We start from the raw sequence: 24,965 nt of genomic DNA, 5'->3' as shown, positions 1-24,965 counted from the left end.
CGGCCGGACGAGGTTACTATGCCATGAAGATACGCGTTGGACGACCTAGCTGTCGAACGTGCGAAAACTAACGGCCAGCATGACATCCAAGGGCCAGCCGGTAGGCTTAACTTAATGGCGTTGGCGCAATGTTGGGCGAATCTATTCTTGGGCACGAAATGCAATTTTCCGTTTATGGTCTGGCTCCATAACTCAGCGTTGCCAGTTCTGACTTATTCTACCTGATTCAAACATTGCTTCTGACTTCTTCTCAATATCAACTTGAAATACATACCTCTATTCTTAATCCCACCAGAGATATAATTGATTAGTCCTTTTTGTTTCAGACTCTAGTTTCTCAATCGTATCCGTTCCCTGTTCGACAATATCAGGACAGAATTCATACATCTCTTTTGCAAAAGCCATCGAATTTTTCGGCAGCTCGCCCACAAAATTTGCACTAAGCCAGTCATTTGAAGCCCCAGTTATCTGGAAGGGGTAGTTTGTATTCCATTCTTGAAGCTTTGTGATAATATCAGTGTTTTTTAATTCATAGTTTAGTGCTCGTGTATCTTCTATTCGGATTATATCAAATTGATTCTGTGATTTGATAATAGAAACTTCATCCGGCTTAAACGTATAATTTTTTTTTGATTTGTACATTAAATATCCTTCTTTTCTGAGCTCTTCTCTGAATTTTTCAGTTAGTTCATGAGCAGTCTTGTTAGTGCACTCAAAAGATATCCCTTCGTGTACCTTAGTCGTATACTCTATATTCTTGGTTGTATAATTGTACTCTCCGTACGTCCTTGCTAATCTCTTAATCTTGGACGGAGTTTTCTCCAAGACTATACCTAAGACGGATAATTCGAAATTAAGTGAGTCAAGCAATTCTTTTTCATCATCTGTTATCGTCCTCACTTCTGAATCAAAATTAGATGCTGTAACCAGCGAGGTTTTGTTGCAAGTCAAAAAAACGATAGACACAAAGAATAACAAAAACTTCATTTTACTGCCTTTATGGAATTTGATGCTAATTAGCTCCTGAAGTCTATATCTGTTTATCAAAGTGGTATGTTTGGTGCCGGCTTTGATGCCGGCATTTCGCCCAACAATTGCATACCCGCATTGCGCATACACCCACAATACCCACGCCATAATTAACGTCTATCCACCCCCTGGCCGACGTGTCATGAAACGCAACAATTTCGGGCTTGCTAGTTGAGGCGTGTACAGCTATTGATGGGTGTGTGCCCCCTAAGGTACGTATTGCGAAACGTTACGCTGCCACGGATCCGTAGGCCGGAGGAGCCCGTGAGCCATCTTACCCAAACCCTCGATCACCCCCGCCGCATCCGCTTAGGCCCATACCACAACCAAAACCCACTAACCGTAAACACCACCGTAGCCACCCCCATCAAACTCGAATACACCAGCTTGAACGGATCGTTGACGATACTGCCGTCGTGGATGTGCTCGATGAAGTCGGCGCGGCGGATGCCGACGCTCAGGACGGCGCCCGTAGCCCCGTCCAGCTGGACCTCGCCGTAGTGGCCCTCGAAGAGGAATTTCAGGGACCCCTTCCCCGGCCGGTAGTCGATGCGGTCGATGGCGGGGGAGTATTCCGGGCCGAGGGAATCCACCAGGGCCGTCTGGGCGATGGTGAGCAACTCGGCGGTGGGGAGCCATTCGGTGAGGGGAAGCTCGGTGCCGGAGGACGTGGAGGGCATGATCCACTCGCTGTCCTTTTTCCAGCCCAGCAGGACGCTGGTGACACCGATCACGAAGAAGAAAAGAAACAGCGCCACCCCGGTCCAGCGGTGCACGCTGCGGGTACGCCGCAGCCAGAGGGCCTGCCTTTTCCGTCGGTTCTGCTTCATCCGGCCGCCAAGATACGGCGGCGCGGCCTCCGGCCTACCAGCTACTCCGACTGGAGAAGGTAGCCGCCAGGAGGAATAGGTAGTGTACGGAGTAAAAGAGGTCGAAAATTAAGACGAGTACCAGGTTGCCAAAGAGCTGAAGCCCCGTGCCCCCGCCCAGGAACTGGCGCACCGGCCCGTGGGCGTAGGTAGCCAGCACGAATAGCGCGCGCAGCGCGTATATACCCACCGCCCACGTCCAGAGCGGACCGAAGAGCAGGATGAACCCCAGCAGGTAAAAGATGCCGTGGCTGAGCGCCAGCCCCACCAGCACGGCCTGGTGCGCCCCGCGGTAATGCAGGCCCACGGACTGGTGGCGGAGCTTTTGCCGGATGTATCCGGCGAAGGTCGGCACGGGTGTAGTGTAGGTCCAGGCCGCCGGATCGGTCACCCGCGCCGTGGTGCGCGCCCGGGAGTGGTGACCCACGATGAGGTCGTCGTCGCCGCCGGCCAATTGTTCCGCGGGGGGAAGACCGCCCGCCCGCCGGAAAAAGGCCCGTTGGTACGCCAGGTTTCTTCCCACGCCCATGTAGGGCAGGTTGCGGCGGGCCAGCCCCTGGTAGTGCAGCGCGACGTAGGTCGCCTCGTAGCGTTGCCAGGCGGCCAGCAGTCCGTTGCCGCCCCGCAGCGGTCCGCAACCGAGGACCACCTCATCCGAACCGGTCAAGGGATGGGTCATACGCGTCAGCCAATCGTCACTGGCGGGTACGCAGTCGGCATCCGTCAGCAACACCAGGTCGTGCTCCGCGGCCCGGAGTCCGGCCCGCAGGGCATCCCGTTTGCCGGGGTTCGTATCGCCGGGGTCGATGATGCGCAGCCTGTCGTCCTCCGCGGCAATACCCGCGGCGATCATCCCCGATCCGTCGGTCGAGTTATCGTCAACGGCGATCAGTTCGAAGTGGGGATGGTGCTGGCGCAGAATACCCCGCAGGCACGCTTCCAGCGTCGGTGCTTCATTGTAAAAGCAGATCAGTACGGAGACGGGCTCGTCGTGTTTGGCGGGCTCCGCCACCGGATCCAGCGCCCGGTAGAAAACGAAGCACCAGGCGATTAGCTGGACGACCAGGGCAAGCAGCAGTAAGGTCAGCATCTACGGCTCGACCGTCACATCCTCCCACTCCGGGTGGCGCTCCACGTAGGAAGCGACGAAGGGGCAGGAGGGGATGGCCTTGAGGTCATTGTCGCGGGCGTACTGCAGCGCGGTTTTGACCAGGTTGCCACCGATACCCTGTCCGGAAAGATCCTCCGGAACTTCCGTATGCACGAGGTCGATCAGGTCGCCGTCCTTCATGCGATACTCCAGCTTACTGAGCTGGGAACCATGCGTGATTTCGAAGCGGTTCTTTTCCTGGTTGTTAACGACGGTCTCGGTATTGGGCATAAGCAGCTTGTTTCTTGGGGCCGCCATAGTACGGATTGCAGCCGTAGATGTTTGTTACAGCTCCTTCCGCAACCGGGCAACGGGCAGGCCCAGTTGCTCCCGGTACTTAGCCACGGTCCGCCGGGCGATATCGTAGCCGGCCTCCTTCAATTCACGCTGTAGCTTGCTGTCGTTGAGGGGCTTGCGCTTATCTTCCTGGGCGATTATCTCTCCCAGGACTTTTTTGACCTGCGTGGTGCTCACCTCCTCGCCTTCGTCGTTGGTCATGCCCTCGCTGAAGAATTCCCGCAGCGAGAAGGTTCCGTAGTCCGTCTGGACGAACTTGCTGTTGACCACCCGGCTCACGGTGCTGATGTCGAGCTCGGTCGGCCCGGCGATATCCTTGAGGATCATGGGCCGCAGCGTCTTTGTATCGCCGGTACGGAAGAATTCTTCCTGGTAGCGGACGATCGCGTGCATCACGCTGTACAAGGTCTGCTGCCGCTGCTGAATGGCCTCGATGAACCAGCTGGCGGAGTCGATATTCTGCCGGATGAAGCCCGCGGCCTGCTTCTGCGCGGTGGTCAGTTTGCCACTTTCTTTCTGCTTGCGACGGTATTCGGCCAGCTGCTGCTGGTAGTAATCGTTGATCTTGAGGTCGGGGGCGTTGCGGGCGGTCAGCCGCAGCTTCAGTTCGCCGTCCTGGACGGTGACCAGGAAGTCGGGCACCACCACGCGGGCCGCGCGTCCACCGGCCCGGCCACTCAGGCCGGAAGCGGGCTTCGGGTTCAGCTTCAGGATCTCGTTCAGGGCGTCCCGTAGTTCGTCCTCGTCTACCTGCAGTTTCTCCCGCAGCTTGTCGTAGTGCTTTTTAGTGAAGAGCTCGAAGTGCTCACGGATGATGTTCTGCGCGAGTACGAGGTCGGCGAAGTGGTGGGCATCGAGATCCTCTCCGTTATCGACTTTGCTATTGAGCTGCAACAGCAGGCACTCCCGCAGATTGCGGGCGGCCAGACCCGCCGGCTCGAGCGATTGGACGATCTTCAGCACCTTTTTGATCCGGCGGACGTCGACCTCCACGTTGTAGTTGATCAGCAGGTCGTCGGCGATGGCGCTGGGCAGGCGTTGCAGGTAGCCGTCATCGTCGAGATTTCCGATGATCTGCAGGGCAATGGTGCGATCCAGTGGCGTATCGAACTCGAGGTTGGCGAGCTGGCCTTCGAGGTATTCGAAGAAGGAACTCTCGTCGGCGGTGTAGCTGCCGGGGGCGTCGTAGGTCTCGTCGCTGCTGCTCGACTGCTGGTAATTCGTAGGGTCGTCGTCGATGTACTGCTGAAAAAGCTCCTCCATTTCGAAGGGGTCGTCCTGCTTCTGGTCGGCTTCCTGGGCGTCGCGGTCGAGGGGGCCGTCGGCGGGCTCGGGCGGGGCTTCTTCCAGGGTGGGGTTGCGCTCCAGTTCTTCCTTCACCCGCTGCTCCAGTTCGTACAGCGGCAGTTGCATCAGCTGCATCAGCTGAATCTGCCGGGGGCTGAGCTTCTGGAGCTGGGATTGCTTGAGCGACTGTCCGAGCATAGGTGAACTATAGGGTGGCGGTGTGGGGTTACGTTTAAGGGCGGCGGAGCGCAGGTTTAAAGACTTTTAATTCACACCAATCTTCATGGCACAAATTACTTTTCCGGAATTCGAATATAAGCGACCGGACCTTGATCGGCTTGAAAATGCGTTTCAGACCGTACTTGTTGCATTGCGCGAAGCCGAAAGCGTCAACGATGCCATTGCCGCGGTCGAGCAGATCGATGCCATCCGCGCGAGCGTCGCCACTGCTTATAACATCGGTTATATCCGCTACAGTATAAACACCCGCGACCAATTTTACAAGGCGGAGAAAGAGTGGTTCGACACGCACCTCCCCCGTACCGAGCAGTGGCGGATCGACTATTACCGCGCCCTGCTGGAGAGCCCCCACCGCGAATCCATCGAACTGAAGTTCGGAAAACAGCTCTTCGATTCGGCCAAGGTGAGCCTGAATACCTTCCGCCCGGAAATCCTCGAAGAGCTCCAGGCGGTCAATAAGCTAAGCAGCGAATTCACCGAAATGCGCGGCGGTGCCGAAATCGAGTTGGACGGAAAGACCTACAATCTGTCCAGCATCGCGCCCCTGGAGCAGGTGGCCGACCGCGAAAAGCGCAAAAAGGCCAGCACGGCCAAGTGGGGCTGGTTCGCCGACAACCGCAAGCGGCTCGAAGACATCTACGCCGAAATGGTGGGCTTACGCACCCAAATGGCCCACAAGCTCGATTACGACAACTACGTAGCCCTCGGCTACGCCAATATGAACCGCACGGATTACGGTCCGGACGAAGTAGCCAACTTCCGCCGGCAGATCCGCGACCACATCGTCCCCATCGCCCAGCGGCTGTACGAAAAGCAACGCGAGCGCCTCGGCGTGGACCGGCTGCGGTACTACGACCTGTCCTTTCGATTTCCCGACGGTAACCCCACCCCCAAGGGCAGCCCCGCGGAAATCGTCGCCCACGCCGACAAAATGTACCGCGAACTAAGCGAGGAAACCGGCGAGTTCTTCCAAATCCTCCAGGACCGCAAACTGATGGACCTGGAAGCCAAGGACGGAAAGGCGCCCGGCGGCTACTGCACCTTCATCAACGAGTACCAGGCACCGTACATCTTCAGCAACTTCAACGGCACCAGCCACGACATCGACGTGCTCACCCACGAGTTCGGCCACGCCTTCCAGGTGTACAGCAGCCGGGACCAGCGCCCGATGGAGTACAACTGGCCCACCTTCGACGCCGCCGAGATCCACTCGATGAGCATGGAGTTCTTTACCTACCCCTGGATGGAGGGCTTCTTCAAGGAGGATACCCAGAAGTACTACTTCAGCCACCTGGCGGGTGCCTTCCGTTTCCTACCCTACGGGTGTGCCGTTGACGAGTTCCAGCACCGGGTGTACGAGAATCCCGAGCTGGACAACGCCGGCCGCAACGCGATCTGGAAGGAGATGGAAGGTACGTATCTGCCCCACCTCGACTACAGCGATAACGACCACCTACAGGCCGGAACCTTCTGGCAGAGCCAGGGGCATATCTTCAGTGTTCCCTTTTACTACATCGACTATTGTTTGGCCCAGATCTGCGCGTTCCAGTTTCACCTGTTGGACGAGAAGGACCACGCCTCGGCCTGGGACAGCTACGTCAAGCTCTGCAAGGCCGGCGGATCGAAGTCTTTTCTGGAACTGGTCAAGCTGGCCGGTCTGGAAAACCCCTTCGAGGACGGGGTGGTGAAGAAGATCGCGGACCGGGTGGGGGAGCGGTTGGAATTGTAAGGGAGAGGGGAGCAAACCCTTGTTGTTTTCCAGTAATGGACAAGGTGGTCGTAAATTATAAGCCTGACCAGACCACGAATGTCTCCGCTCATATATAGCACTTCCAACCATTAAGCCGTCATTCCAAAAACATCATCGAAGTGTCACCCCTCTCCTACGGAGAGGGGCCGGGGGAGAGGGGAGGAGACCCGCTTTGTCTACCGATAGAGGCGAAAGGATTGTAATGTATAACCACAACCAGATCGCACCCGTCTCCGCCAACTTTCAGTACCTCTAACAACTAAGTCGTCAGTCAACAAGCATCATCGAAGGGTCATCCCTCTCCTACGGAGAGGGGCCGGGGGAGAGGGCTGCGTACCCGCCTCTCCCTCCTGCTGTTTCTCCAGTTCGCCGTCTGGTCGAGCTGGCTGATCAACCTGGGTACCTACCTGCTGGATAGCCTGCACTTCACCGGATTCCAGGTAGGCATGATCTACGCGACCAACGCGATCGCCGCTACCGTGACGCCACCGCTGATGGGATGGCTGGCCGACCGGAGCTATGCCTCCGAGCGGATGATGGGCGTGCTCAATACCATCGGGGGACTGGCCCTTATTGCCTGCTACTTCACCACCAGCTTTGCCTGGTTCTACGGGTGGATGTTGCTGTTCAACCTGTGCTTTATCCCGACCTTCAGCCTCGCGGCCGCCATGTGTTTTTACCACCTGGAACGACCGGCCCAGGAGTATCCGCTGATCCGGGTCTGGGGAACCGTTTCCTTCATGATCGTCGGCGTACTACTGAGTGTGTTCGGGATCGAGAACTCACCCGTACCCGTACTGTGTGGCGGCTTCGGGGCACTGGTGCTGGCCGGCTATTCCTTCTTCCTGCCGCACACGCCACCGGAGCCGGGCTTCAACTGGGCCACGCTGCGGGGGGAGGAGGTGAGGGGCATCTTCCGGGAGCGGGGCATGGTGGTATTGGTGATCGCGTTACTCGCCAGTTGTATTCCTTCCGCCTTCTACTACAGCTTCCTGAATCCCTTCCTCAATGAGGTTGGCTGGACGGCCGCCGCTGCCAAGATGGCGCTGGGGCAGTTCTTCGAGATCGCCGTCGTACTGGCCATGCCCTTCATCTTCCGTCGGTTCCGCTTCCGGAGCATCATCTTCTGGGGCCTGATGGCCTGGGGGCTCCGCTATTTCGCCTTCGGGATCGGCCGGCCGGGGGAGCAGGAATGGCTGCTTTACGCCGGTATCGTGGTCCAGGGGGTAGCCTTTGCCTGGATCATCATTGCCGCTCAGATCTACGTCAACAATCGGGTGCCACCCTACCTGCGAAATACCGCGCAGGGATTCATCTCCTTCGCCAATTTAGGTTTGGGGGCCTTTCTCGGCAGTTGGATCGCGGGTGAAACGGTCAGCGCTAACCTACTGGCCGACGGCAGTCACGACTGGTGGGCCATATGGCGGGTGCCGGGACTGGTGGGCGTAACCGCCGCGGTCTTCTTTTACGTCGCGTTTCCACGATCCGGCCGGTTGTAAAAAGGCATTTTACCTGCGCTCCGCCGCAAAAAAACCGCCGCAAACCCGGGGGTGGCGGCGGCAAGGTACATATACACACTATGGAACAAACAACTTGGTTATTTGACGTGCGTCCGGTACTCGGCCGGACTCATTTTGGTCATGCTTTTGAAGCAGCGGTAAAAGACGGCGCGGCTGTTGAAGCCGGCCATCTGGGCCAGGGCTTCCAGACTGAGGTAATGGAGCTTTTCGTCGCGCAGCAGCACACAGACCTCCCAGACGCGAAAGCGATTGATGAACGAGTTGAAATTCAGGCCAGCATTTTCGTTGAGTAGGCGGCTTAGCGTACGGTTACTGACGTGCAACTGCGTAGCTATATCCCGCTGGACGAGTTTTGGGTTGCGGTAGGGTTTGTTTTCCTGCATCAGCCGCAGCAGCCGATCCCAGGTCGCATCACGCTTGCCACCGGAACAATTTGGGTTGTTAAGCAAATCAACGTGGGGGTTTAAGGTCAACTAAGGAGGTTCAAATGTCCCCCATTCTTCCCATTACGTTGTCAACATTTCCGCCAATTTCCCGGATGTGGCGGAAATCTGAACAGGCTTGTGACAATTTGTACCAATTGAGCCGAAATGCATACTAAATTATTTTTAGATGTCGACCGGGTCTACACCAAATGGTGAGGTGCTACGCGACCCTCAAATGACTTTGGAATCGTGTGAACGCAGTTTCCGAACCATCCCGGGGCTTTCGTAGCCGCACCGCTTGAAGGCCTGGTAGAAGGTGGCTTTGTTATTGAAGCCCGATTCGTCGGCGATACCGGCCAGGTTATAGTGATCGTAGGCCTCGTCCTGTAGTAACGCCACGGCATAATCCACCCGGTAGCGATTGATGTATGCGTTGAAGTGGTGGTCGCTGCCGGAGTTGATTATCCGACTCAGGTTCCGTTCGCTGATCTGGAGGGCCTCGCTCAGGTCGGCAATCGTGAGTTGGGGATCGAGATACGGGCGTTGCCGACGGACGTAATTGTCTACGGTAGCAAAAAGGGCCGGCTCCTCTTCGGGCTCCTTAATTGGCGTGGCTTCCTTCGGACCGGGCGGGGGTTCGTGCCGGAGAAATTCCGTGTCGTGGAGTGCAAACTGCCGTAAGCCGTGGATGGTGAGATAATACACGGCCGTCGTATTGGCTATGGCGCCAAATATGGCGATCGCATCAAGGCTCACCGGTACGGGGCCGAAGCGTAAGAAGCTGTAGAGGACGGCGAAGGCGATGAGGTAGACCACTGAGACTTTGAGCCAGACTAGGTCCTTGCCGACCAGATTGGAATAGTATTGCGTGATGCCCGAATGGCTGCGTTTGAGCAGGGCCAGAATCAGGTATCCGTACAGTAGGGCGGGCCCGATCGCCAAGAGGAAATAGAGGGTCAAGAAGAGCTGTACGTCACCGGAGCCCCACAGGGGCTCCTCGTGCGTGATTTCTGCATATAGCACGCCGGAGAGGACTAAGAACTCTACCATGCCGGGGATCAGGTGCTGCCAGTCCCGGTGCCAGCAAAGCCTACCGGTCAGTCGCTTAATATACAGGTAAAGCAAGGGGAGAGAAGCATACCAGAAGTAGAGGGGGAGCCAACGGACCACGGGAAAGCTGGCTCCCAGCGGCAGGCGATACAGCAAAAAGGGCAAGATGCGCAGGCTCAGCGTCAGGATGAACAGACCCAGCAGGAGCGTCGGACGCCGGGGTTTATCAGCCCGCAGAATGACGGCGGACAGCAATATGCCCTGAATTAAGCCCAGGAGACTAATTAGGTCGGCGAAACGCATTGGGTTATACTGGTGTGCCCGGTTAGCCGGTCCAGCAATATAACAAACAAGCCAGCCTTTTCGGAGATGATCCCGGAAAAGCTGGCTTTAAATACGGTTTGCTTCTTACGTAATATTCAGGTTGGCAAACCGCGTAGAGACACTATGAACAAACACTGGTAGGTTTACGCCTAAAAATGTGCGCTTCATATGTCTGCGTTGGGTTTGACACCTGTTTTGGCAGAATGTGAGATGGAATGGCCAAAATCGAAACATTCGCGGCCGGCTAATTTATATTTTCGGTGGCCGATCAGAATTCCATCAGCAAGCGAAGGTTCACCCGCCGCCCGGTCAGCCGGTTGGGGACGGCATACTGCTGCTGAAAGATGGTTTTGATCCACGTCGTGCCTGCCTGGTTGCCAACGTTCATGAGGTTGTAGACCTCCATGCTCAGGAAGGTCGACCGGGTGAATCGGAGGGGGGAGGTGCGGGCCCGGCGGGATTCGTCGCGGTCGAAAAGGCGCAGGCTGAAGCCGATATCGATGCGGTGGTACGTATCGAAGCGCAGGGTGTTGCGTACCTCCCGGTTGTTGCCCTGGATGCCGTAGGGCAAGCCGCCGCCAACGGTGAGGTTGACGTGGGTGCGGAAGTTGGGGTTATCGCGCAGGTAGTCCTGGAAGAAGAGGGAAAGCTGGAAGAGCTGATCGGTAGGGCGGGGAACGTATTCCTTCTCCTCATAGATAATTTCGCCTTCCTCGGTACGTCCCGTTACTTCACGGTGCTGCACGGCGGTAAGGCTTTCGCGGGCCCGGAGGAGGCTGAGGTTCAGCCAGCTGTCGGCTCCGGGGACGAACTCGCCGTTGAGCCGGAAATCCAGGCCGGCCACGTAGCCGGTGGCGTCGTTCAGGCCGGAATACTGGATGCGGACGTTCTCGATCTCGTAGCTGACCAGGTCCCAAAGAGATTTGTAATACGCCTCGGTAATCAGCCGGAATTTTTTCGGGTTGCGCTTGCCGTAGTAGAAATCACTGGTGATACCTCCGACCACGTGGATCGATTTCTGACTGCGCAGGTCGGTATTGACCGTACCGTCGGGCGCGCGCATCTCCCGGTAGAAGGGCTGCTGGACGTACATGCCCCCGGCCAGTTTGTAGGTGATGTCGGCGGCCTTGCCCAGGGGTTTGTACAGCAACTGCGCGCGGGGGCTGACGTCGACCTGGTCGTTCAGATCCCAGGCCACCGCCCGGACGCCCGCGCTGAGGCGGATATCGGCCCGGTCTTCCTTACGCCAGGTGTAGGTGTCCTGGAAGAAGGCGCTGAAGCGGTTGCTCACCAGGTCGTTCTCCGTTTTGAGCACGCTGAACAGCCGCACGCCATCCTCATCGAAGGGCAGGCTGTAGCCGGCCGAATCCAGGCGCTCCCACTCGTTGATGTAGTCGTTGACGCGCTCATGCTGCGCCTTGACGCTCCACTGCAGGAAGTGGGCCCTGGTGGTTTCCTCGTCTCCGCCGTTGAGTTCGAGACCGCCGCGTAGCTCGGCGTTGTACACCTGGATGTCGAGCAGGTTACGGACATACTCCTGCTGCAGGCCGTTGCCAACGACGCCCGTCACTTCGCCGAAGGTTTCGGAGCCGAGGTTGGTGTCGAGCTCACCCAAAACGTAGCGCCCCGCGATACTGATCGATTCGTTTTCGTTGCTGCGGAAAGCGGAGGTGAGGAACTTCAGGAACAGGGGGTTCTCGCTGCGCTCGGGAATATAGGTTAGCGACAGGCCGCCCATCTGGGTCGCGAAGTCGTCGCGTTCGTCGCCGTCGAACTGACCCTGCAGCACGAGCGTCTGGAAAAATCCGCCGAAGGCCGTCTGCCGTACATCGGGGCTGAAGTTGTAGATGCTGCGGTTGTAATTACCGAGCAGGCCTAATTGGAGGGTGCGGTTGAAGTCGTAGGTAACGTAGGCCTGTACATCGAAAAAATTGGGCAGGTACTCGCCGGTGGTTTCGAGGGAGCCTAGCAGGTAGCTGGTCGTTTTATAACGAGCCCCCACCAGGTAGCGAAGGCGTTGGTAGCTGGTGCGGCCCAATCGCTTGCTGCCTTCGAGATGGGCCGAAGCGCCGAGCAGGCTGCCCTCCAGGGAGGCGCGCAGGCTGTCGGGGCGCTTGTACTTAATGTCCAGTACCGAGGAAAGCTTATCTCCGTAGCGCGCTTCAAAGCCGCCCGAACTGAAGCTCAGGCTGCGCATCAGTTTAGGATTGGCGAAGGTGAGTCCTTCCTGCTGGCCCTGGCGGATGAGCTGGGGGCGGTAGATCTCGAAGTCGTTGACGTAGACCAGGTTTTCGTCGTAGTTGCCCCCGCGGACGTTGTACTGGCTCGTCAATTCGCCGCCGGCGCCGCTGCTCACGCCCAGGGCGATACTGGGAAGCAGACTTTCCAGGTTGCCGGTCACGGATGGAAGCAGCCGCAGCTGGGCGGGGTCCTCGCGGATCATGCCGCCTTCCTCGACCTTGCTCTCGCGCACGATCACTTCCAGGTCGCTCTCCACCGGTGCCAGGGCCACGTCAATTTGCTTGCGGGTGCCGGCGGGCATTTCCTCGACCCGTACCTCGGTCTCCCGGTAGCCGATGCGGCTAAAAACCAGGACGAAGGCCTCCCCCGCGGGTACGCTGGCCACGTAGCGTCCGGTTTCGCTGCTCTCCACCGCCGTAGTAGCGCCGCGCACGTAGACGGTGGCGTAATCCACGGGGGCCTCCGTCACCAGGTCCGTCACCCGGCCGGTCAGCGTAGCCGTCTCTACCTGAGCGTGGACGCAGGAGAACGCGATGAACAGGAAGGTGAGCAGGGTAGTAGGGAACCGCATAGAGATCGGTAAAGGTATGCCAACGTTCGGGCTTGGGGAATTGGTGCCCGGAATTGTTGCGGTTTGTCGGATAGGCAATTTTCCTGCGCTCCGGCGCCCAAAAATAAGCGCGTCCGGCGCATCAACCTACCCCCCGCCCCGCACCTTACTACGTAGACGCCAAGCAAGCACCCTTATGGACGAATTAATTCACTATCTACGGCAGTTCGGTACCCTAAGCCCGGAGGAAGTCGGGCGTATCGAGCAGGCCACCCGCGCCCGAAGTCTGCCGAAGGGAGCCCGGCTGATGGAAGCGGCGAAAATACCCCGGGAGCTCTGTTTCATCGTGGAGGGGATCACCCGGATCTACTACTACACCGAAGCGGGGAAGGAAGTGACCAAATACTTCGTGGACGAGGGACACTTCTCCACCGACGGAAGCAGCTTCCTCTACGGGCTGCCGACGATGGCCTACGTCGAAACCATCACCGACTGTCGGACGCTGTGTATTTCCCGGTCGGCCTTCGACGAGTTGGGGAAGCACATCGCCGATTGGGATGCCCTGTTTCTACGCCTGCTGGCACACGGCATGACTGAAAAGGTGAACCGCATCAGCCCCATGCTCTCCGAAACCGCCGAGGAACGTTACCTCAACTTCATGGAGCGCTTTCCCGAGCTGCACTACCGCATCCCGCTGAACTACCTGGCGTCGTACATCGGGGTAACCAAGTCTTCGCTGAGCCGCATCCGCCGCAACCTGGTGCCGGTCCACGAAGCAAGGGGGACGGACAATTAGTTGTCATTTGACAACGGCACCCGCATGCCAGGCTCCGAGCTTTGTGGAAACAAAACAAAGCATTATGAAATACGCATTTATCACCGGCGCTAACCGCGGAATCGGACTGGAAGTGACCCGTCAACTGCTGCAGCGGGGCGTGTACGTCTACCTGGGTTGCCGGGATCTGGAAAAAGGAGAGGCGGCCGCGGCCAAACTAAAGGAGGACGGACTCACGCAGGTAGAACCGGTAGAAGTCGATGTAAGCGATGCCGGTAGCATCCGGAAAGCGGCGGAGACCATTGCCGGAAAGCAGGTACAGTTGGATATCCTGATCAACAACGCCGGCATCGCCGGCGATTATCCGCAGAGCGCCCTGACGATGGACGTGGCCGAGATGAAACGGGTCTACGATACGAACCTCTTCGGGACGGTCAATATGGTGCAGGCCTTCTATCCCCTGCTGAAGGACGCGCCGGTGCCGGTGATCGTGAACGTCACCTCCGGCCTCGGTTCCCTGACGCTGCACCACGACCCCGACTGGAACCACTACCAGGTGAAGCTCGCCGCCTACGGCCCCTCCAAGACCGCGCTGAACGCCTACCATACCGTACTGGCCTACGAGCTGCGCGACACGCCCTTCCGGGTGAACGTGGTGGATCCGGGGTACACGGCTACGGAGTTCAATAATTTTTCCGGTCCGAACGACGTGTCCGAAGGGGCCGCCCCCATCGTGGAGTACGCGCTACTGGATGCCGACGGTCCGACCGGCCGGTTCGTCAGCTACGATAATAGTCCGGAAACGGGGATCAGTCCGTGGTAAGCAGGTCCCGCAGCAGATCGGTAGCCACGGCCATGCCTTCGCTACCCCCCATCTCGATGACGTGGACGTCCTTGCGGGCGCGCAATTCGTAGCTCACCGCTGGATTGGGGTCGATGTACAGCACGGGGGCATCGTCGGGCGCGTAGCCGACCAGCCCGGCGGCGGGGTAGACCTGCAGGGAGGTGCCGACGATGATGACGGCGTCGGCCGTGGCAATTTCCTCCACCGCCCGTTCTATCATGGGGACGGCCTCGCCGAACCAGACGATGTGGGGGCGGAGTTGATTGCCCTCCTCGTCCAGGTCGCCGATGGCGAGATCACCCGTCCAGGGAATCTCGCCGTCCTCCCGGTGTACGGACCGCACCTTGGTGAGTTCTCCGTGGAGGTGAAGGACATTGGTGGAACCGCCGCGCTCGTGGAGGTCGTCCACGTTCTGGGTGATGACGGTGACGCGGTAATCCTTCTCCAGCTCGGCGATGCGGCGGTGACCGGGATTAGGGGTAGCCTCCAGCAACTGGGCGCGGCGCAGGTTATAAAATCGCATGACCAATTCCGGGTCACGGGCGAATGCTTCGGGAGTGGCCACGTCCTCCACGCGGTGCTCCTCCCACAGGCCGTTGCTGTCGCGGAACGTGCGCAGGCCGGACTCGGCGCTGATACCGGCTCCGGAAAGGACGACGACGTGGGGCTTGGACATGGTAGGGTGGTTACTTCTTTTTGAATTTGGCCAGGGCGGCTTTCGCCTCCGGTTCCAGCACGAGTTGCCCGGTCACGCTGGCCCTTTCGGCGAGGAGTTGCGGCCAGTCGTCCGTACCGCTCCACAGGCTTCGCTTCAGGCGGGTAGCGGCGGTGGTACTGTGGCTGGCCAAGCGAATAACCAACACCCGGGCGAAGCGGTAAAGTTCCTCCGGGCCGTCGTACACCTTCTGGTACAATCCTTTCTCGCGGGCCCACTTGGCCTCGTGCCACTGGGTATCGAGGCACAGCTCGGAAGCGGCTGCGACACCCATCTTACGCACCAAGGCCGGCAGAATTACGAAGGGACCGATGGCGATGGCCAGCTCGCTCAGTTTTACCTCCGCGGCGCGACAGCCGAGGCAGTAGTCGGCCGCCGCGGCGATACCCACCCCGCCGCCGATCGCCTTACCCTGCACGGCAACCACGATGGGTTTTGGGCAGCGGCGCATGGCCAGGATGACGTTGGCAAAACCCATAAAGAATTCCCGTCCCGCATCCTCATCCTGGATGGCGAGCAGCTCGTCCAGGTTGGCGCCGGCGCAGAAGGTCTCCTCTCCGGCGCTGCGCAGGAGAATGGCCTTCACTTCATCGTTGCGCCCCGCCGCGTCGATGTGATTGACGAGCTCGGCCAGTAGGTGACCGGGCATGCTGTTGTGTGCGGGATGGGAGAAAACGATCCGGACCCAGTTGTCGCGGTGGTCGGAGATGACGCTGCCTTGGTTATTCATGGGGTGAAGGTAGGGGGTTGGTGAAACATCGGATGTGTCAGGTGCTTATTTTCCGTCAATCTGGCATATATAGACAAATGGTTAAAGTATAGGTTGCCGGTAATGAGTTAAATAGCCAATCTGGCGGCCCCTGCCACATCCGATGTCTACACTAGAGGCGAATGCGCCAGATCGGGTAATTAATATCCGCCACCGTCGAATCGCTTTCCGGTAGCTTGGAATTCGTGAAGTATAGCCAGTCGTCGTGCTCCGTGAAGGTGTCCGCCCAGCCGACCGCGTCGCCCTCGGCCAGCACGGTCACGCGCCCGTCGTCGGTCACGGTCACCACGGCTTCTTTTTCCAGGTCGGCCATAATCGTTTGTCCGCCGGTCCGCCACATGCCATCGCAGGCGGGCGTAGTGGCTACTTTTGATACGGCACCCCCTGGATCTTCCGCGTCCGGGTCGGCCAGGACGGATAGGGGGATGGCATATAGCGTATAACCGGAGAGTGCATGGTACAGCAAGCGATCGTTGACCAAGTCGATTGCGATGCCGTCGGAAGGAATCTTCCGCGTCCAGGGGGTGCCGTCGATGATCAGGCTATCGAGCGTGGCCTGCACCGAAGGGTGCCCGTCCAGGACCCGCCAACTGTCGCCACTGGTAAGGTCCAGCACCATGAGGGCTCCCTGCCCGGAATCGGTGAAGTAAACCCGTTGACGCCGCTGGTCGATACGCAGGTCGTTGACGTAAGTACTCGGAACCGTGGTACCCGGGGGAAGGTCATACGAAGCTACCCGCTCGTTGGTGCTCAGGTCGTACAGGTGGATCTGTGGCGGCGTGATCAGCCCCTCCATCAGCGGGTTGCGGGTATCGGCCACGTAGAGGGTGTCGCCGGCGGCCACTGCGCTCTGTACGTTGACGAATTTATCGCCGGCGGGTTGCCCGACGTCCCAACTGTTAATCGCCGCGTCGGGGTAGGGGCGGGGGGAGCCGTCGACGAGTTCCGCCAGGGTATAGGGCACGCCTTTGCGCCAGCGGGGGAAGGTGAGAAATATCCGCCCCCCGTCGGTCGCCGTGATGCCCGTCACCTGGACACCTTCGATTTCCGCGACCAATTCCGGGGTAGCCGCTGCTTCCGGTTGCGGGGAGCCTGACCCGGCGTCGTCAGTCGTCTCGGGCGCGGGGCCGCAGGCAAAAATGAAGAGGCTAAGCAGGAAGGGGAGATGGTAAAGTTTGCTAGGGGTCACGGGTGATATTTGCTTCCTAACTCATTCGTGAGCTTATGGGTTCCCGGTCCGTCCAACCATTGCCGCCGCGCATTTGTACTTTTACGTGTTGCCCCAACCCCGAAAAGCTTTCCGCCTTGGTTAAGATCGCCGATATTGAACTGGGTGAATTCCCCCTGCTGCTCGCTCCTATGGAGGACGTCAGTGATCCACCCTTCCGTGCCCTCTGCAAGGCACAGGGCTGCGACATGATGTACACCGAGTTCATCAGTGTGGAAGGACTGATCCGGGATGCGACCAAGAGCGTCGCCAAACTGGATATTTACGACTACGAGCGGCCGGTAGGCATACAGATCTTCGGTGCCAACCTGGACAGCATGGTGCAGGCGGCGGATATCGTCACCGAAGCGCGGCCGGAGGTGCTAGACATCAACTTCGGCTGCCCGGTCAAGAAGGTCGTCTGTAAGGGGGCCGGCGCCGGTATCCTGCAGGACATCCCGAAGATGGTCGAGCTAACGAAAGCGATCGTGGACCGCACCGACCTGCCCGTCACCGTCAAGACGCGACTGGGCTGGGACGACGGAACCAAGTACATCGAGGAAGTCGCCGAACGCCTGCAGGACGTCGGTATCAAGGCACTAAGCATCCACGGGCGTACCCGTAAGCAGATGTATAAGGGGGAGGCGGACTGGACTCTCATCGGCAAGATCAAGGAGAACCCCCGCGTCACCATTCCCATTTTTGGTAACGGTGATATCGACAATCCTGAAAAAGCCGCCGCCTACCGCGATCGCTACGGCGTGGATGGCATCATGATTGGCCGGGCCTCTATCGGTAATCCATGGATCTTTCGGGAGATAAAGCACTACTTCGCCACCGGTCAGCACCTCGATCCACCTACGGTAGCCGAGCGGGTGGCCGCCGCGCGCGAGCACCTGGATCGCAGCATTGACTGGAAGGGCGAGACCCTGGGCATCCTGGAAATGCGCCGCCACTACACCAACTATTTTCGGGGGCTACCCCACATCAAGCAGTACCGTAAGGTGCTGGTCACGGAGTTCGACACCGAAAAGCTTTACGGTACCCTCGAAGAGATCGGGGAGGTGTACGGCGAAGTAAATGCTTAGAGGTTCCGGGAACTGAAGTACTTATCGAGTGCCCCCTTGCTGGCGTCACCCGTCTGGTATCCCGCGGTGAAGGCCCGGACGCGTTGTTCTGACGTGCCGTGGGTAAAGCTTTCCGGAACCACGTAGCCCTGGGATTCCATCTGCAGGCGGTCGTCGCCAATAGCCGTGGCGGCCTGGATGCCTTCCTGAATATCGCCTTGCTCCAGCAGGTCGGCGTTCTGCTTGGCGTCGTGTGCCCACACTCCGGCGAGGTAATCGGCCTGTAGCTCCAGGCGGACGGACATGGCGTTGGCATCTTCTTCACTCATCCGGTTACGGGCCTGGCTGACGCGCTGGCTGTAGCCGAGTTGATTTTGGATATGGTGCCCCACCTCGTGGGCGATCACGTAGGCGAGGGCGAAGTCGCCGGGAGCCCCGAAGCGCTGTCGCAGCTGGTCGGCAAAGCTGAGGTCGATGTAGACCTTCTGGTCCGCGGGGCAGTAAAACGGTCCGGTAGCGGCACTGGCAAAGCCGCAGGCCGAGCGTACCTGGCCTTCAAACATGACGAGGACGGGCTCGCGGTACTGTCCGTTGTAAAGCTGGGGGAAGAGCCGGTTCCAGGTGTCCTCGGTTTCCTGCAGGGTGACCTGCACGATATCGGCGTTCGATTCGCCGGTGGCTATTCCGCCTTCCGACCGGGTGGTTTCGGTGGGTGCTGGCGCGGCGCCGCCGCCGCCACCTATCCCCAGGTAATCCAGCGGATTGCCGCCCAGGAAGAAAACGACGATCATGATGATGACGGTGCCGATGCCGAAGCTGCCGGTCTTACCCATGCCGCCCATCATGCCACCCCCGCTGCCGCGGCGGTCTTCGACGTTACTGCTTTTTCTTCTACCCTTAATTTTCATAGTGTGTGTTGGTTGTGATTAATTGACGGCATCCTGCTGCGCAAATACGCGCCGCAGCAGGTCGCTGGTGCGAGCCGAGACATTCTCCCGAATGTCTTCTTCCTTGAGAGCTACCTTTTTGAACAAGCCGTCCAGAGCTTGCTGCGTCACGTAGGCCCCCAGATCGGTTTCCACCTTATTTCGGGTAAGGGGGAAATTGTTGTAGGCGGTGGCCGCATCCAGCCAGAGCTTGTTGGCGTCGTATTTATCCAGGCTGTTGTTGATGACCGGCGCGAACTCGGCGGTGAGCGCCTGGGAGGTATTCTGCCGGAGATAGGTGGTGGCGGCATTGTTGTCTCCCCGGAGGATACCCACTGCATCCTGAATCGACATGGACCGGATGGCGTCTACAAAGATGGGGGCGGCCTTGGTGGCGGCATCCTCGGCACCTTGATTGATCTTCCGCAGGATGACGGCCTCCAGGTCACTGAAGCCCGGTACGGCCTGCAGCCGCTGCGTCACGCGTTGCACTTCTTCGGGGAGCAGGATGCGGTAGGTGAGGTCATCGTAGTATCCACCCTCGCGGGAAAGTTCCGAGGCTCCTTCCTGCGCGCCGATGCGTAGTGCTTCCTTAAGACCGCTGGCGATGTCCTGGGAGGATAACCCGCCGTTAAGTACCGTCTGCAGGGTCTGATTGATCTGCTGGCTGGTACATCCGAACAGGAGGAGGGGAAGGAGTAGGAGAAGGCTGCGGCGCATAAAGTGAATTCGGTGAGGCCTTCATATAAGCCGGAAATCACCCCATTGGTTTGCAAGCCCGACGAATGCCGGTGAGGCGAATCAAAGATTGAACTTGCTAAAGTCGAAATTTCCACCGTCTCCGAATCCGGAATCATCGTAATCGTCCGGGTCGTCCTCGAAGGTATGTTGGCCGGGGACGGCAGCCATGCCCGGCGCATTATCGGATAGCGTCACCTCCACGAAGGCCGCCCCGACGCGCCCACCGAGCGGGGGGTGCAGTTTGCGGATCTTCAGCGTAACGGACTGCACCCCGTCGAACTGGTTTTTGATCCGCCCGGCCATGCGGTGGGCGAGCGCCTCCAGCAGCCGCGTAGGTTTTTTCATTTCCGCCTGCAGCAGATAATAGATGGTAGCGTAGTTGACCGTCCCGCCGAGGTCGTCGTGCTCCGCGGCGTCCATAACCATGGCCTCCACGGTCACGTCGATGCTGAATTCGTTGCCCATCACCTGCTCCTCGTCGAAGAAGCCGTGGGGGGCGTGGAAACGGACGTCTTCGAGTCCGATCTTGGAGGTCATACGGGTGGTTTACAGCTGCTCGAGCAGTTCGGTGGCTTCGGCGTAGCTGGCGTGGTTGGCGTCGCTCGTGATGCGTTCCAGGCTGCTCACGGCGCGTTGCCGTTCGCCCATACCGAGGCGGGCCAGGGCGGCGTAGTACTCGGACTCTTCGTGGAGATTAAAGTCGTCCATCGTGGAAAGCTCCTCGAATAGGGTGGCCGATTCGGCGAATTTCTGCTGGGCGAGGAGGCTCTGGGCCAGGTAAAAGCGGTCGGGGAGGGAAGGGTTCGACAGGGCCTGGAAAGCAGCTTCGGCGGCCGGGTAGTCCGCCCGTTCGTAGGCGATGTAGGCGTCGGCCCGGTCTACCTCGTCCGATCCCCCCTTGGTAATGCTGAAGGCAATATTGTCGTAGGGCTCGTAGGCCGCCATGGCCAGCACGGCATCGTTTTGGGCGGCGGGGCGCAGGATAAAATAGCCCGCCAATAAGAGGATTGCTGCCGCGGCGGCGACGTACGAATACCAGGATTTGCCGCGCCGGCGGTTGATGGATACGACCTTGGCCTGGGGCTGATCCTGATTTCCCCGCAGCCCGGCTTCTAGTTCCTGGAGGCGGTGCTTCAGGCGGGCGGTTTCGCTGATGTGGATGGCGTCCAGGGCCATACGGGTAGCTTCCATTTCAGTTTGCAGTTGTGGGTTCGCTTCCATTTCCCGCTCGAAGCTTTCCGGGTCGGCCAGCTGGCCATTGAGGTAGGCATCGATTCGGTCTTGCTGGTCTTCAGGTTTCATGAGGGTCAGGGTTTGACGAGCTTCTTCAGCTCTTTAAGACAACGCATTTTCTTGATACGCGTGGCGCCCGCCGACGGTAGGTCTACGGATTCCGCAATGCTTTCGATCGGATAGTGGTGGTAGTAGTACAGGGTCAGAATTTCCCGGCACGGAGAACCGATCTTATCCATGGCCGCCTGCAGTATTTCCCGCTGGTGGGCGTGTTCGAACCGATCGATCAGGCTCCAGTCCAACTCGTCCGCCGGATTGATACCCTCTTCGTGGTCGGTCGGGCGTTCCCGCTGCCGCTTTTGATTGCGCCGGTAGACAAGCCGTTTTCCGACGCTGAAGAGATAAGTCCGGATGGAACACGTTAGTTCCGTTAATCTGCCGCTTACGATATTTTTATAGAAAGCAATGACAGCATCCTGAAAGCAATCGGCCGCATCCGCTTCCGTAGCGTACAACTGACGTTGGGCGTAGGTAACGAAGGCATCCCGGTGTTGCAGATAAAGCTGATCAATACGGTGATGTTCTCCTCGTTTGATGGCTTCGAACAGGGGGGTATCCTCTAGTTGCGTCTGCATCGGACTGCCGTTACGTGATGAAAATGGTTTAACTCAAATGTAGTGTTTTCGTGTACTAATTCCCACCTTCGGTAGGCTTGCCGCTTAATTCGGCTCCGAATAGCTGACTGAAATCGAGACAATATCAAGCGGCTCTTCATCCGTGTTTGGGAAAATGCAGCCTGGCTACTATTCCCTGTTTTGAATGCCGAACCGGTTGAAGTTGATTGTTTGCCAGCCGATGCTTCAGACCTGATCAAGCGCTTTCCCCTCAATGACCGGGCGAACCATTTTGTTACAGGTACGTACATTATTTATCTACACGAAGCTCTAATGAGCTATTTCTCCTTCTTAATACCAGTACATGCTTACCTCTTCCCACCTTGCCCGTATCCTATCGCTGCTGATCCTCCTGGCGATGGTCATACCCGCCGGTGCCCAACAGACGGAGGGCATGGCCAGCTATTACGCCGATCGCTTTCACGCTCTCCCGACCAGTACGGGAGAAACTTACGATAAGGAAGCCTACACCGCCGCCAGTAAGGAATATCCCTACAACACCCGGCTGGAAGTCACGAACGTGGTTAGCGGGCAATCCGTGGAGGTACGCGTGAACGACTGTGGTCCCCACCACCCGCAACGGATCCTCGACCTGAGCCGTGCCGCCGCCGACGACATCGGCCTCCTCCGCATGGGCGTAGCCAAAGTTCGCTTACGGGTTATCGAACTGGGTACTGACGGGCCGACCTGCGAACGCGGTGCCTGGGCCCGGGCCGAGCGGGAAAAGGCGGAAGCCGGACCACCCGTAGCTCCAACCCAGGTGACCGCCAAGGCCGGCTCCATTCCCGTTGAAGAGGTTGAAGAAACACCCGAAATTTTTTCGGAAGATGCTATGCTGTTCGGCGTTCAGGTAGGTTCCTACGGCAAGGTGGCCAACGCCGAAGCTATGCTGGAGCGACTACGCGCTGCCGGATTTACCGACGCGTGGATGGCGAAGGTCGGGAAGGTCAATCGGGTCTTTACCGGCAAGTTCTTTTTTCAGGAAGAGGCCAAAGCGCTCCGCAAGCGGGTCCGCCAGGCGGGTTTCTCCGACGCCGCCGTTCGCCGCGTCCAGTAGCCGCTACTCCGCCGAGGCTGCGTTACCGAGAGCGACCAGCAGTACGCCGCCAATGGAGAGCAGTACGCCCACTACCTTCTGCCAGTTGATCGCGTTTTCTTCCACGCCCAGCCAGGCGTAGTGCGCGAGCGCGACCGAAACGATCACCTGGCCGGCCACCCCCGCCACGAAATAGCGGTCCGGGCCGATCTCCTCGATCAGGTAATTGGACAGCAGGACGGCCGTCGCTCCGCCGATCCCGGTTAGTAGCGCCCACCAGGGGACTTCCGAAAATTTGGGCAGGCTCCCCGGCGAGTCACGGATCAGAAAGACAATCAACGTCACCGTAAAGGCGAGAAGAAAGTACGGTAAACTGGCCTGCACGGGGGAACCCACTTTTTCGGTCACCATGGAATTGACCGTCAGGTAAAGAGAAACCAGGGCGCCGGCGCCGAAGGCCCCCGCAACGAATAAGGCTTGCTGCATGGTCAGAGCAACCCCGGCCGGCCGGTAGATTGTTCGGCACTAGCTGCGCATCGCTTCTACCGGATCCATCCGGGCAGCCAGCAGAGCCGGTATCAGCCCGGCCAGCACGCCAACGATCGCCGAAATGACGACCCCGGTAACGGCGTAGAACAGACTGAGGGTGATTTGAAAGGTTGGCAGAAAGACATTCAGGATCGAAGTAACCCCCACGACCATGGCCAGCCCGATCATACCGCCGATAATACAGAGGATAACCGATTCGGTGAGGAACTCGAGCAGGATGATGTACTGCCGTGCCCCGAGTGCCTTCTTGACGCCGATGAGGCTGGTGCGTTCCTTTACGCTGACGAACATGATGTTCGCCACGCTAATGGCTCCCACGATGATCGAAAAGCCCCCGATGACTAAGCCGATGAGGTTCAGGACGCCGAAAAAGCTGCCCAGCGCATCGGCGGTCATGCTGAGTTTGTTGAGCGCGAAATTGTCGTCCTCGCGGGGGCGCAGCTGCCGGTTGGCGCGAAGGATACCCCGAATATCGTCCTCCAATTGTTGAATGTCTACTCCCTCCCTGGCCTTGACGCCGATGGTCCCCCCGTAGCGGTTCCGGTTGTCTAGATTAATGAAGCGGGCGGCGTTGTTATAGGTCACCATAATGGCGTCGTCGAAGTCGAGCGGATTGATCAGGTCGTCTCCCGCCGGCGCCAGTGTGCCGATCACCTGGTACTTACGGCCCTGCATCTTCACCTCCCTTCCGATCGGGTTGATGGGACCGAATAGCTGCTCGGCAATCGAATGCCCCAGCAAAATCCGGTCGCTACCATTGCGGTATTCCGTAGTCGACCAGTAGCGGCCGCGGTCCACTTCAATATTGAAGAGCCGGTCCAGTTCATAGGTGGTCACGAACAGGTAGCCGCCCTCCACTGCTTTACCCTGGTACTTAATGATCCGCGTATCGGGTACCGTCCAGTAGTTGACCAGTTGACCGGTAGCCAGATTGTCGCGCAGCGCTTCGTAGTCGGCGTAGTCGGGGTAGGGGCGCTGGAAATATTCCCACCAGTCGTCGCTGTTATCCCGCCAGGGCCATTTATCAATGTAGATTACGTCATCCCCCAGCTTGGCCAGGCTGCCCGATACGTTATCCTGCAACGATTGTACGGCAGACAGTACGCCAATAATACAGAAGATGCCAATGGAAATACCCAGCAAGGACAGGAAGGTCCGCAGTTTGTTTCCAAACAACTGAGCCCGCGCCTGCCGGAAGCTCTCCGCGATAACCTTCGATAAAACCATGTGCGCTAAGTTGAGCGACAAAGGTAAGGGGCGGCGGGGCGCAGGTAAAATGTTCTCGACGAACGGGAGGAATGAGCGGATGAGGGAGGACGCTGGTAGAGGGCTGACGCCGGTAGAGGGCTACGCCAGTAGAGATCGGCTCGCTTCGCTTGCCGATAGTAGAGCGGCTATCGCCGCGGTAGAGGGCTACGCCGGTAGAGATAGGCTTGCTTTGCTTGCCGATGGTAGAGCGGCTATCGCCGCGGTAGAGGCTTATGCCGGTAGGTTATGTACTTGCTCATCGTCACTATTCAGGCCTCTACCGCGACCACAGGCAGCTCTACCGACGTAGTCCTCTACTGCGACCGCAGGGAGCTCTACCGACGTAGTCCTCTACTGCGACCACAGGCAGCTCTACCGCCGCAGGCCTCTACCACGACCGCAGGGAGCTCTACTTTCGTGAGAATCCCTTACCTTTGCGCGCTGTTTCG

The 24,965-nt window shown here is 58.6% G+C and carries 24 protein-coding genes; 6 read left to right on the top strand and 18 right to left on the bottom strand.

All coding sequences use genetic code 11. The features are described 5' to 3' along the window. Positions 1-282: 282 nt before the first annotated feature. The 5 genes from DRW39_RS21585 to rpoN all read right to left on the bottom strand — a co-directional run bounded on the left by DRW39_RS21585 (position 283) and on the right by rpoN (position 4,830). Positions 283-900: a DUF4253 domain-containing protein gene (locus DRW39_RS21585; protein WP_157976298.1), complete on the bottom strand. Its 618-nt coding sequence runs from the start codon at positions 898-900 to the stop codon at positions 283-285. Positions 901-1,319: 419 nt separating this feature from the next. Beyond that, positions 1,320-1,859 carry a PepSY-associated TM helix domain-containing protein gene (locus tag DRW39_RS21580; RefSeq protein ID WP_116109265.1) on the bottom strand — a complete coding sequence of 180 codons (540 nt, stop codon included), beginning with the start codon at positions 1,857-1,859 and terminating at the stop codon, positions 1,320-1,322. 34 nt (positions 1,860-1,893) lie between these two features. Next, positions 1,894-2,988, bottom strand: coding sequence for a glycosyltransferase (locus DRW39_RS21575; RefSeq protein WP_116109264.1), 1,095 nt, complete (start codon positions 2,986-2,988; stop codon positions 1,894-1,896). After that, positions 2,989-3,279, bottom strand: coding sequence for a GNAT family N-acetyltransferase (locus tag DRW39_RS21570; protein WP_157976297.1), 291 nt, complete (start codon positions 3,277-3,279; stop codon positions 2,989-2,991). Positions 3,280-3,333: 54 nt separating this feature from the next. Then, positions 3,334-4,830, bottom strand: coding sequence for an RNA polymerase factor sigma-54 (rpoN, locus tag DRW39_RS21565; RefSeq protein WP_116109260.1), 1,497 nt, complete (start codon positions 4,828-4,830; stop codon positions 3,334-3,336). A gap of 85 nt (positions 4,831-4,915) precedes the next feature. On the opposite strand from rpoN, the gene DRW39_RS21560 reads away from it, so the two are divergent. Together DRW39_RS21560 and DRW39_RS21555 are read left to right on the top strand one after the other, a co-directional pair. Beyond that, positions 4,916-6,601 (top strand): M3 family oligoendopeptidase, encoded by a 1,686-nt coding sequence (locus tag DRW39_RS21560; RefSeq protein WP_198664977.1) that lies wholly within the window; start codon positions 4,916-4,918, stop codon positions 6,599-6,601. 350 nt (positions 6,602-6,951) lie between these two features. Continuing rightward, positions 6,952-8,121 carry an MFS transporter gene (locus tag DRW39_RS21555; protein WP_116109258.1) on the top strand — a complete coding sequence of 390 codons (1,170 nt, stop codon included), beginning with the start codon at positions 6,952-6,954 and terminating at the stop codon, positions 8,119-8,121. 98 nt (positions 8,122-8,219) lie between these two features. Here DRW39_RS21555 and DRW39_RS21550 read toward each other — a convergent pair whose 3' ends face one another. The 3 genes from DRW39_RS21550 to DRW39_RS21540 form a co-directional block, all read right to left on the bottom strand. After that, positions 8,220-8,591: a helix-turn-helix domain-containing protein gene (locus DRW39_RS21550; RefSeq protein WP_116109257.1), complete on the bottom strand. Its 372-nt coding sequence runs from the start codon at positions 8,589-8,591 to the stop codon at positions 8,220-8,222. 207 nt (positions 8,592-8,798) lie between these two features. After that, entirely contained in the window at positions 8,799-9,920 is a 1,122-nt protein-coding gene (locus DRW39_RS21545) for a helix-turn-helix domain-containing protein (RefSeq protein WP_116109255.1), read from the bottom strand. A gap of 289 nt (positions 9,921-10,209) precedes the next feature. Then, a complete protein-coding gene (locus DRW39_RS21540) occupies positions 10,210-12,753 on the bottom strand; it encodes a carboxypeptidase regulatory-like domain-containing protein (protein WP_116109253.1) in 2,544 nt (847 codons plus the stop codon). Positions 12,754-12,928: 175 nt separating this feature from the next. Here DRW39_RS21540 and DRW39_RS21535 point away from each other — a divergent pair, with 175 nt between their 5' ends. Both DRW39_RS21535 and DRW39_RS21530 read left to right on the top strand, forming a co-directional pair. After that, positions 12,929-13,528 carry a Crp/Fnr family transcriptional regulator gene (locus tag DRW39_RS21535; RefSeq protein ID WP_157976296.1) on the top strand — a complete coding sequence of 200 codons (600 nt, stop codon included), beginning with the start codon at positions 12,929-12,931 and terminating at the stop codon, positions 13,526-13,528. Between the two features lie 64 nt (positions 13,529-13,592). Further along, the gene (locus tag DRW39_RS21530; protein WP_116109250.1) at positions 13,593-14,330 is read left to right on the top strand and encodes an SDR family oxidoreductase; all 738 of its coding nucleotides are present in this window, start codon (positions 13,593-13,595) and stop codon (positions 14,328-14,330) included. On the opposite strand, the gene DRW39_RS21525 is transcribed toward DRW39_RS21530, so the two are convergent. The 3 genes from DRW39_RS21525 to DRW39_RS21515 all read right to left on the bottom strand — a co-directional run bounded on the left by DRW39_RS21525 (position 14,317) and on the right by DRW39_RS21515 (position 17,024). Beyond that, on the bottom strand, positions 14,317-15,027 hold the full coding sequence (locus tag DRW39_RS21525) for an SIR2 family NAD-dependent protein deacylase (RefSeq protein WP_116109248.1): 711 nt from the start codon (positions 15,025-15,027) through the stop codon (positions 14,317-14,319). The genes DRW39_RS21530 and DRW39_RS21525 overlap by 14 nt on opposite strands. Before the next feature lie 10 nt (positions 15,028-15,037). Next, on the bottom strand, positions 15,038-15,796 hold the full coding sequence (locus DRW39_RS21520; protein WP_116109246.1) for an enoyl-CoA hydratase/isomerase family protein: 759 nt from the start codon (positions 15,794-15,796) through the stop codon (positions 15,038-15,040). Between the two features lie 151 nt (positions 15,797-15,947). Next, positions 15,948-17,024: an L-dopachrome tautomerase-related protein gene (locus tag DRW39_RS21515; RefSeq protein WP_116109245.1), complete on the bottom strand. Its 1,077-nt coding sequence runs from the start codon at positions 17,022-17,024 to the stop codon at positions 15,948-15,950. A gap of 116 nt (positions 17,025-17,140) precedes the next feature. On the opposite strand from DRW39_RS21515, the gene dusB reads away from it, so the two are divergent. Further along, the gene (dusB, locus tag DRW39_RS21510; protein WP_116109243.1) at positions 17,141-18,130 is read left to right on the top strand and encodes a tRNA dihydrouridine synthase DusB; all 990 of its coding nucleotides are present in this window, start codon (positions 17,141-17,143) and stop codon (positions 18,128-18,130) included. Here dusB and DRW39_RS21505 read toward each other — a convergent pair. The 5 genes from DRW39_RS21505 to DRW39_RS21485 all read right to left on the bottom strand — a co-directional run bounded on the left by DRW39_RS21505 (position 18,127) and on the right by DRW39_RS21485 (position 21,644). Further along, complete coding sequence (locus tag DRW39_RS21505) at positions 18,127-19,017, bottom strand: neutral zinc metallopeptidase (protein ID WP_116109241.1); 891 nt, start codon at positions 19,015-19,017, stop codon at positions 18,127-18,129. The two genes, dusB and DRW39_RS21505, sit on opposite strands and share 4 nt — an antisense overlap. A gap of 18 nt (positions 19,018-19,035) precedes the next feature. Beyond that, positions 19,036-19,755, bottom strand: a complete 720-nt coding sequence (locus DRW39_RS21500; RefSeq protein ID WP_116109240.1) for a DUF4197 domain-containing protein — start codon at positions 19,753-19,755, stop codon at positions 19,036-19,038. Between the two features lie 81 nt (positions 19,756-19,836). Further along, positions 19,837-20,313 (bottom strand): dihydroneopterin aldolase, encoded by a 477-nt coding sequence (gene folB / locus DRW39_RS21495; RefSeq protein ID WP_116109238.1) that lies wholly within the window; start codon positions 20,311-20,313, stop codon positions 19,837-19,839. Positions 20,314-20,322: 9 nt separating this feature from the next. Beyond that, a complete protein-coding gene (locus DRW39_RS21490) occupies positions 20,323-21,078 on the bottom strand; it encodes a tetratricopeptide repeat protein (RefSeq protein WP_116109236.1) in 756 nt (251 codons plus the stop codon). 5 nt (positions 21,079-21,083) lie between these two features. Then, positions 21,084-21,644 carry an RNA polymerase sigma factor gene (locus DRW39_RS21485; protein WP_116109234.1) on the bottom strand — a complete coding sequence of 187 codons (561 nt, stop codon included), beginning with the start codon at positions 21,642-21,644 and terminating at the stop codon, positions 21,084-21,086. Positions 21,645-21,987: 343 nt separating this feature from the next. Between DRW39_RS21485 and DRW39_RS21480 the strand changes: the two genes are divergently transcribed. Next, entirely contained in the window at positions 21,988-22,740 is a 753-nt protein-coding gene (locus DRW39_RS21480) for a septal ring lytic transglycosylase RlpA family protein (protein WP_116109233.1), read from the top strand. Between the two features lie 3 nt (positions 22,741-22,743). Here the strand turns inward: DRW39_RS21480 and DRW39_RS21475 are convergent, their stop codons facing one another. Together DRW39_RS21475 and DRW39_RS21470 are read right to left on the bottom strand one after the other, a co-directional pair. Then, the gene (locus DRW39_RS21475) at positions 22,744-23,205 is read right to left on the bottom strand and encodes a DMT family transporter (protein ID WP_116109231.1); all 462 of its coding nucleotides are present in this window, start codon (positions 23,203-23,205) and stop codon (positions 22,744-22,746) included. A gap of 39 nt (positions 23,206-23,244) precedes the next feature. After that, complete coding sequence (locus DRW39_RS21470; protein ID WP_116109229.1) at positions 23,245-24,495, bottom strand: ABC transporter permease; 1,251 nt, start codon at positions 24,493-24,495, stop codon at positions 23,245-23,247. Between the last annotated feature and the right edge of the window lie 470 nt (positions 24,496-24,965).

Origin of the sequence: Lewinella sp. IMCC34191, from assembly GCF_003390935.1 — a bacterium.
Classification (GTDB): domain Bacteria; phylum Bacteroidota; class Bacteroidia; order Chitinophagales; family Saprospiraceae; genus Neolewinella.
Note: the sequence above shows the minus strand (reverse complement) of the source record. Positions and strands in the feature narration are given on the sequence as shown.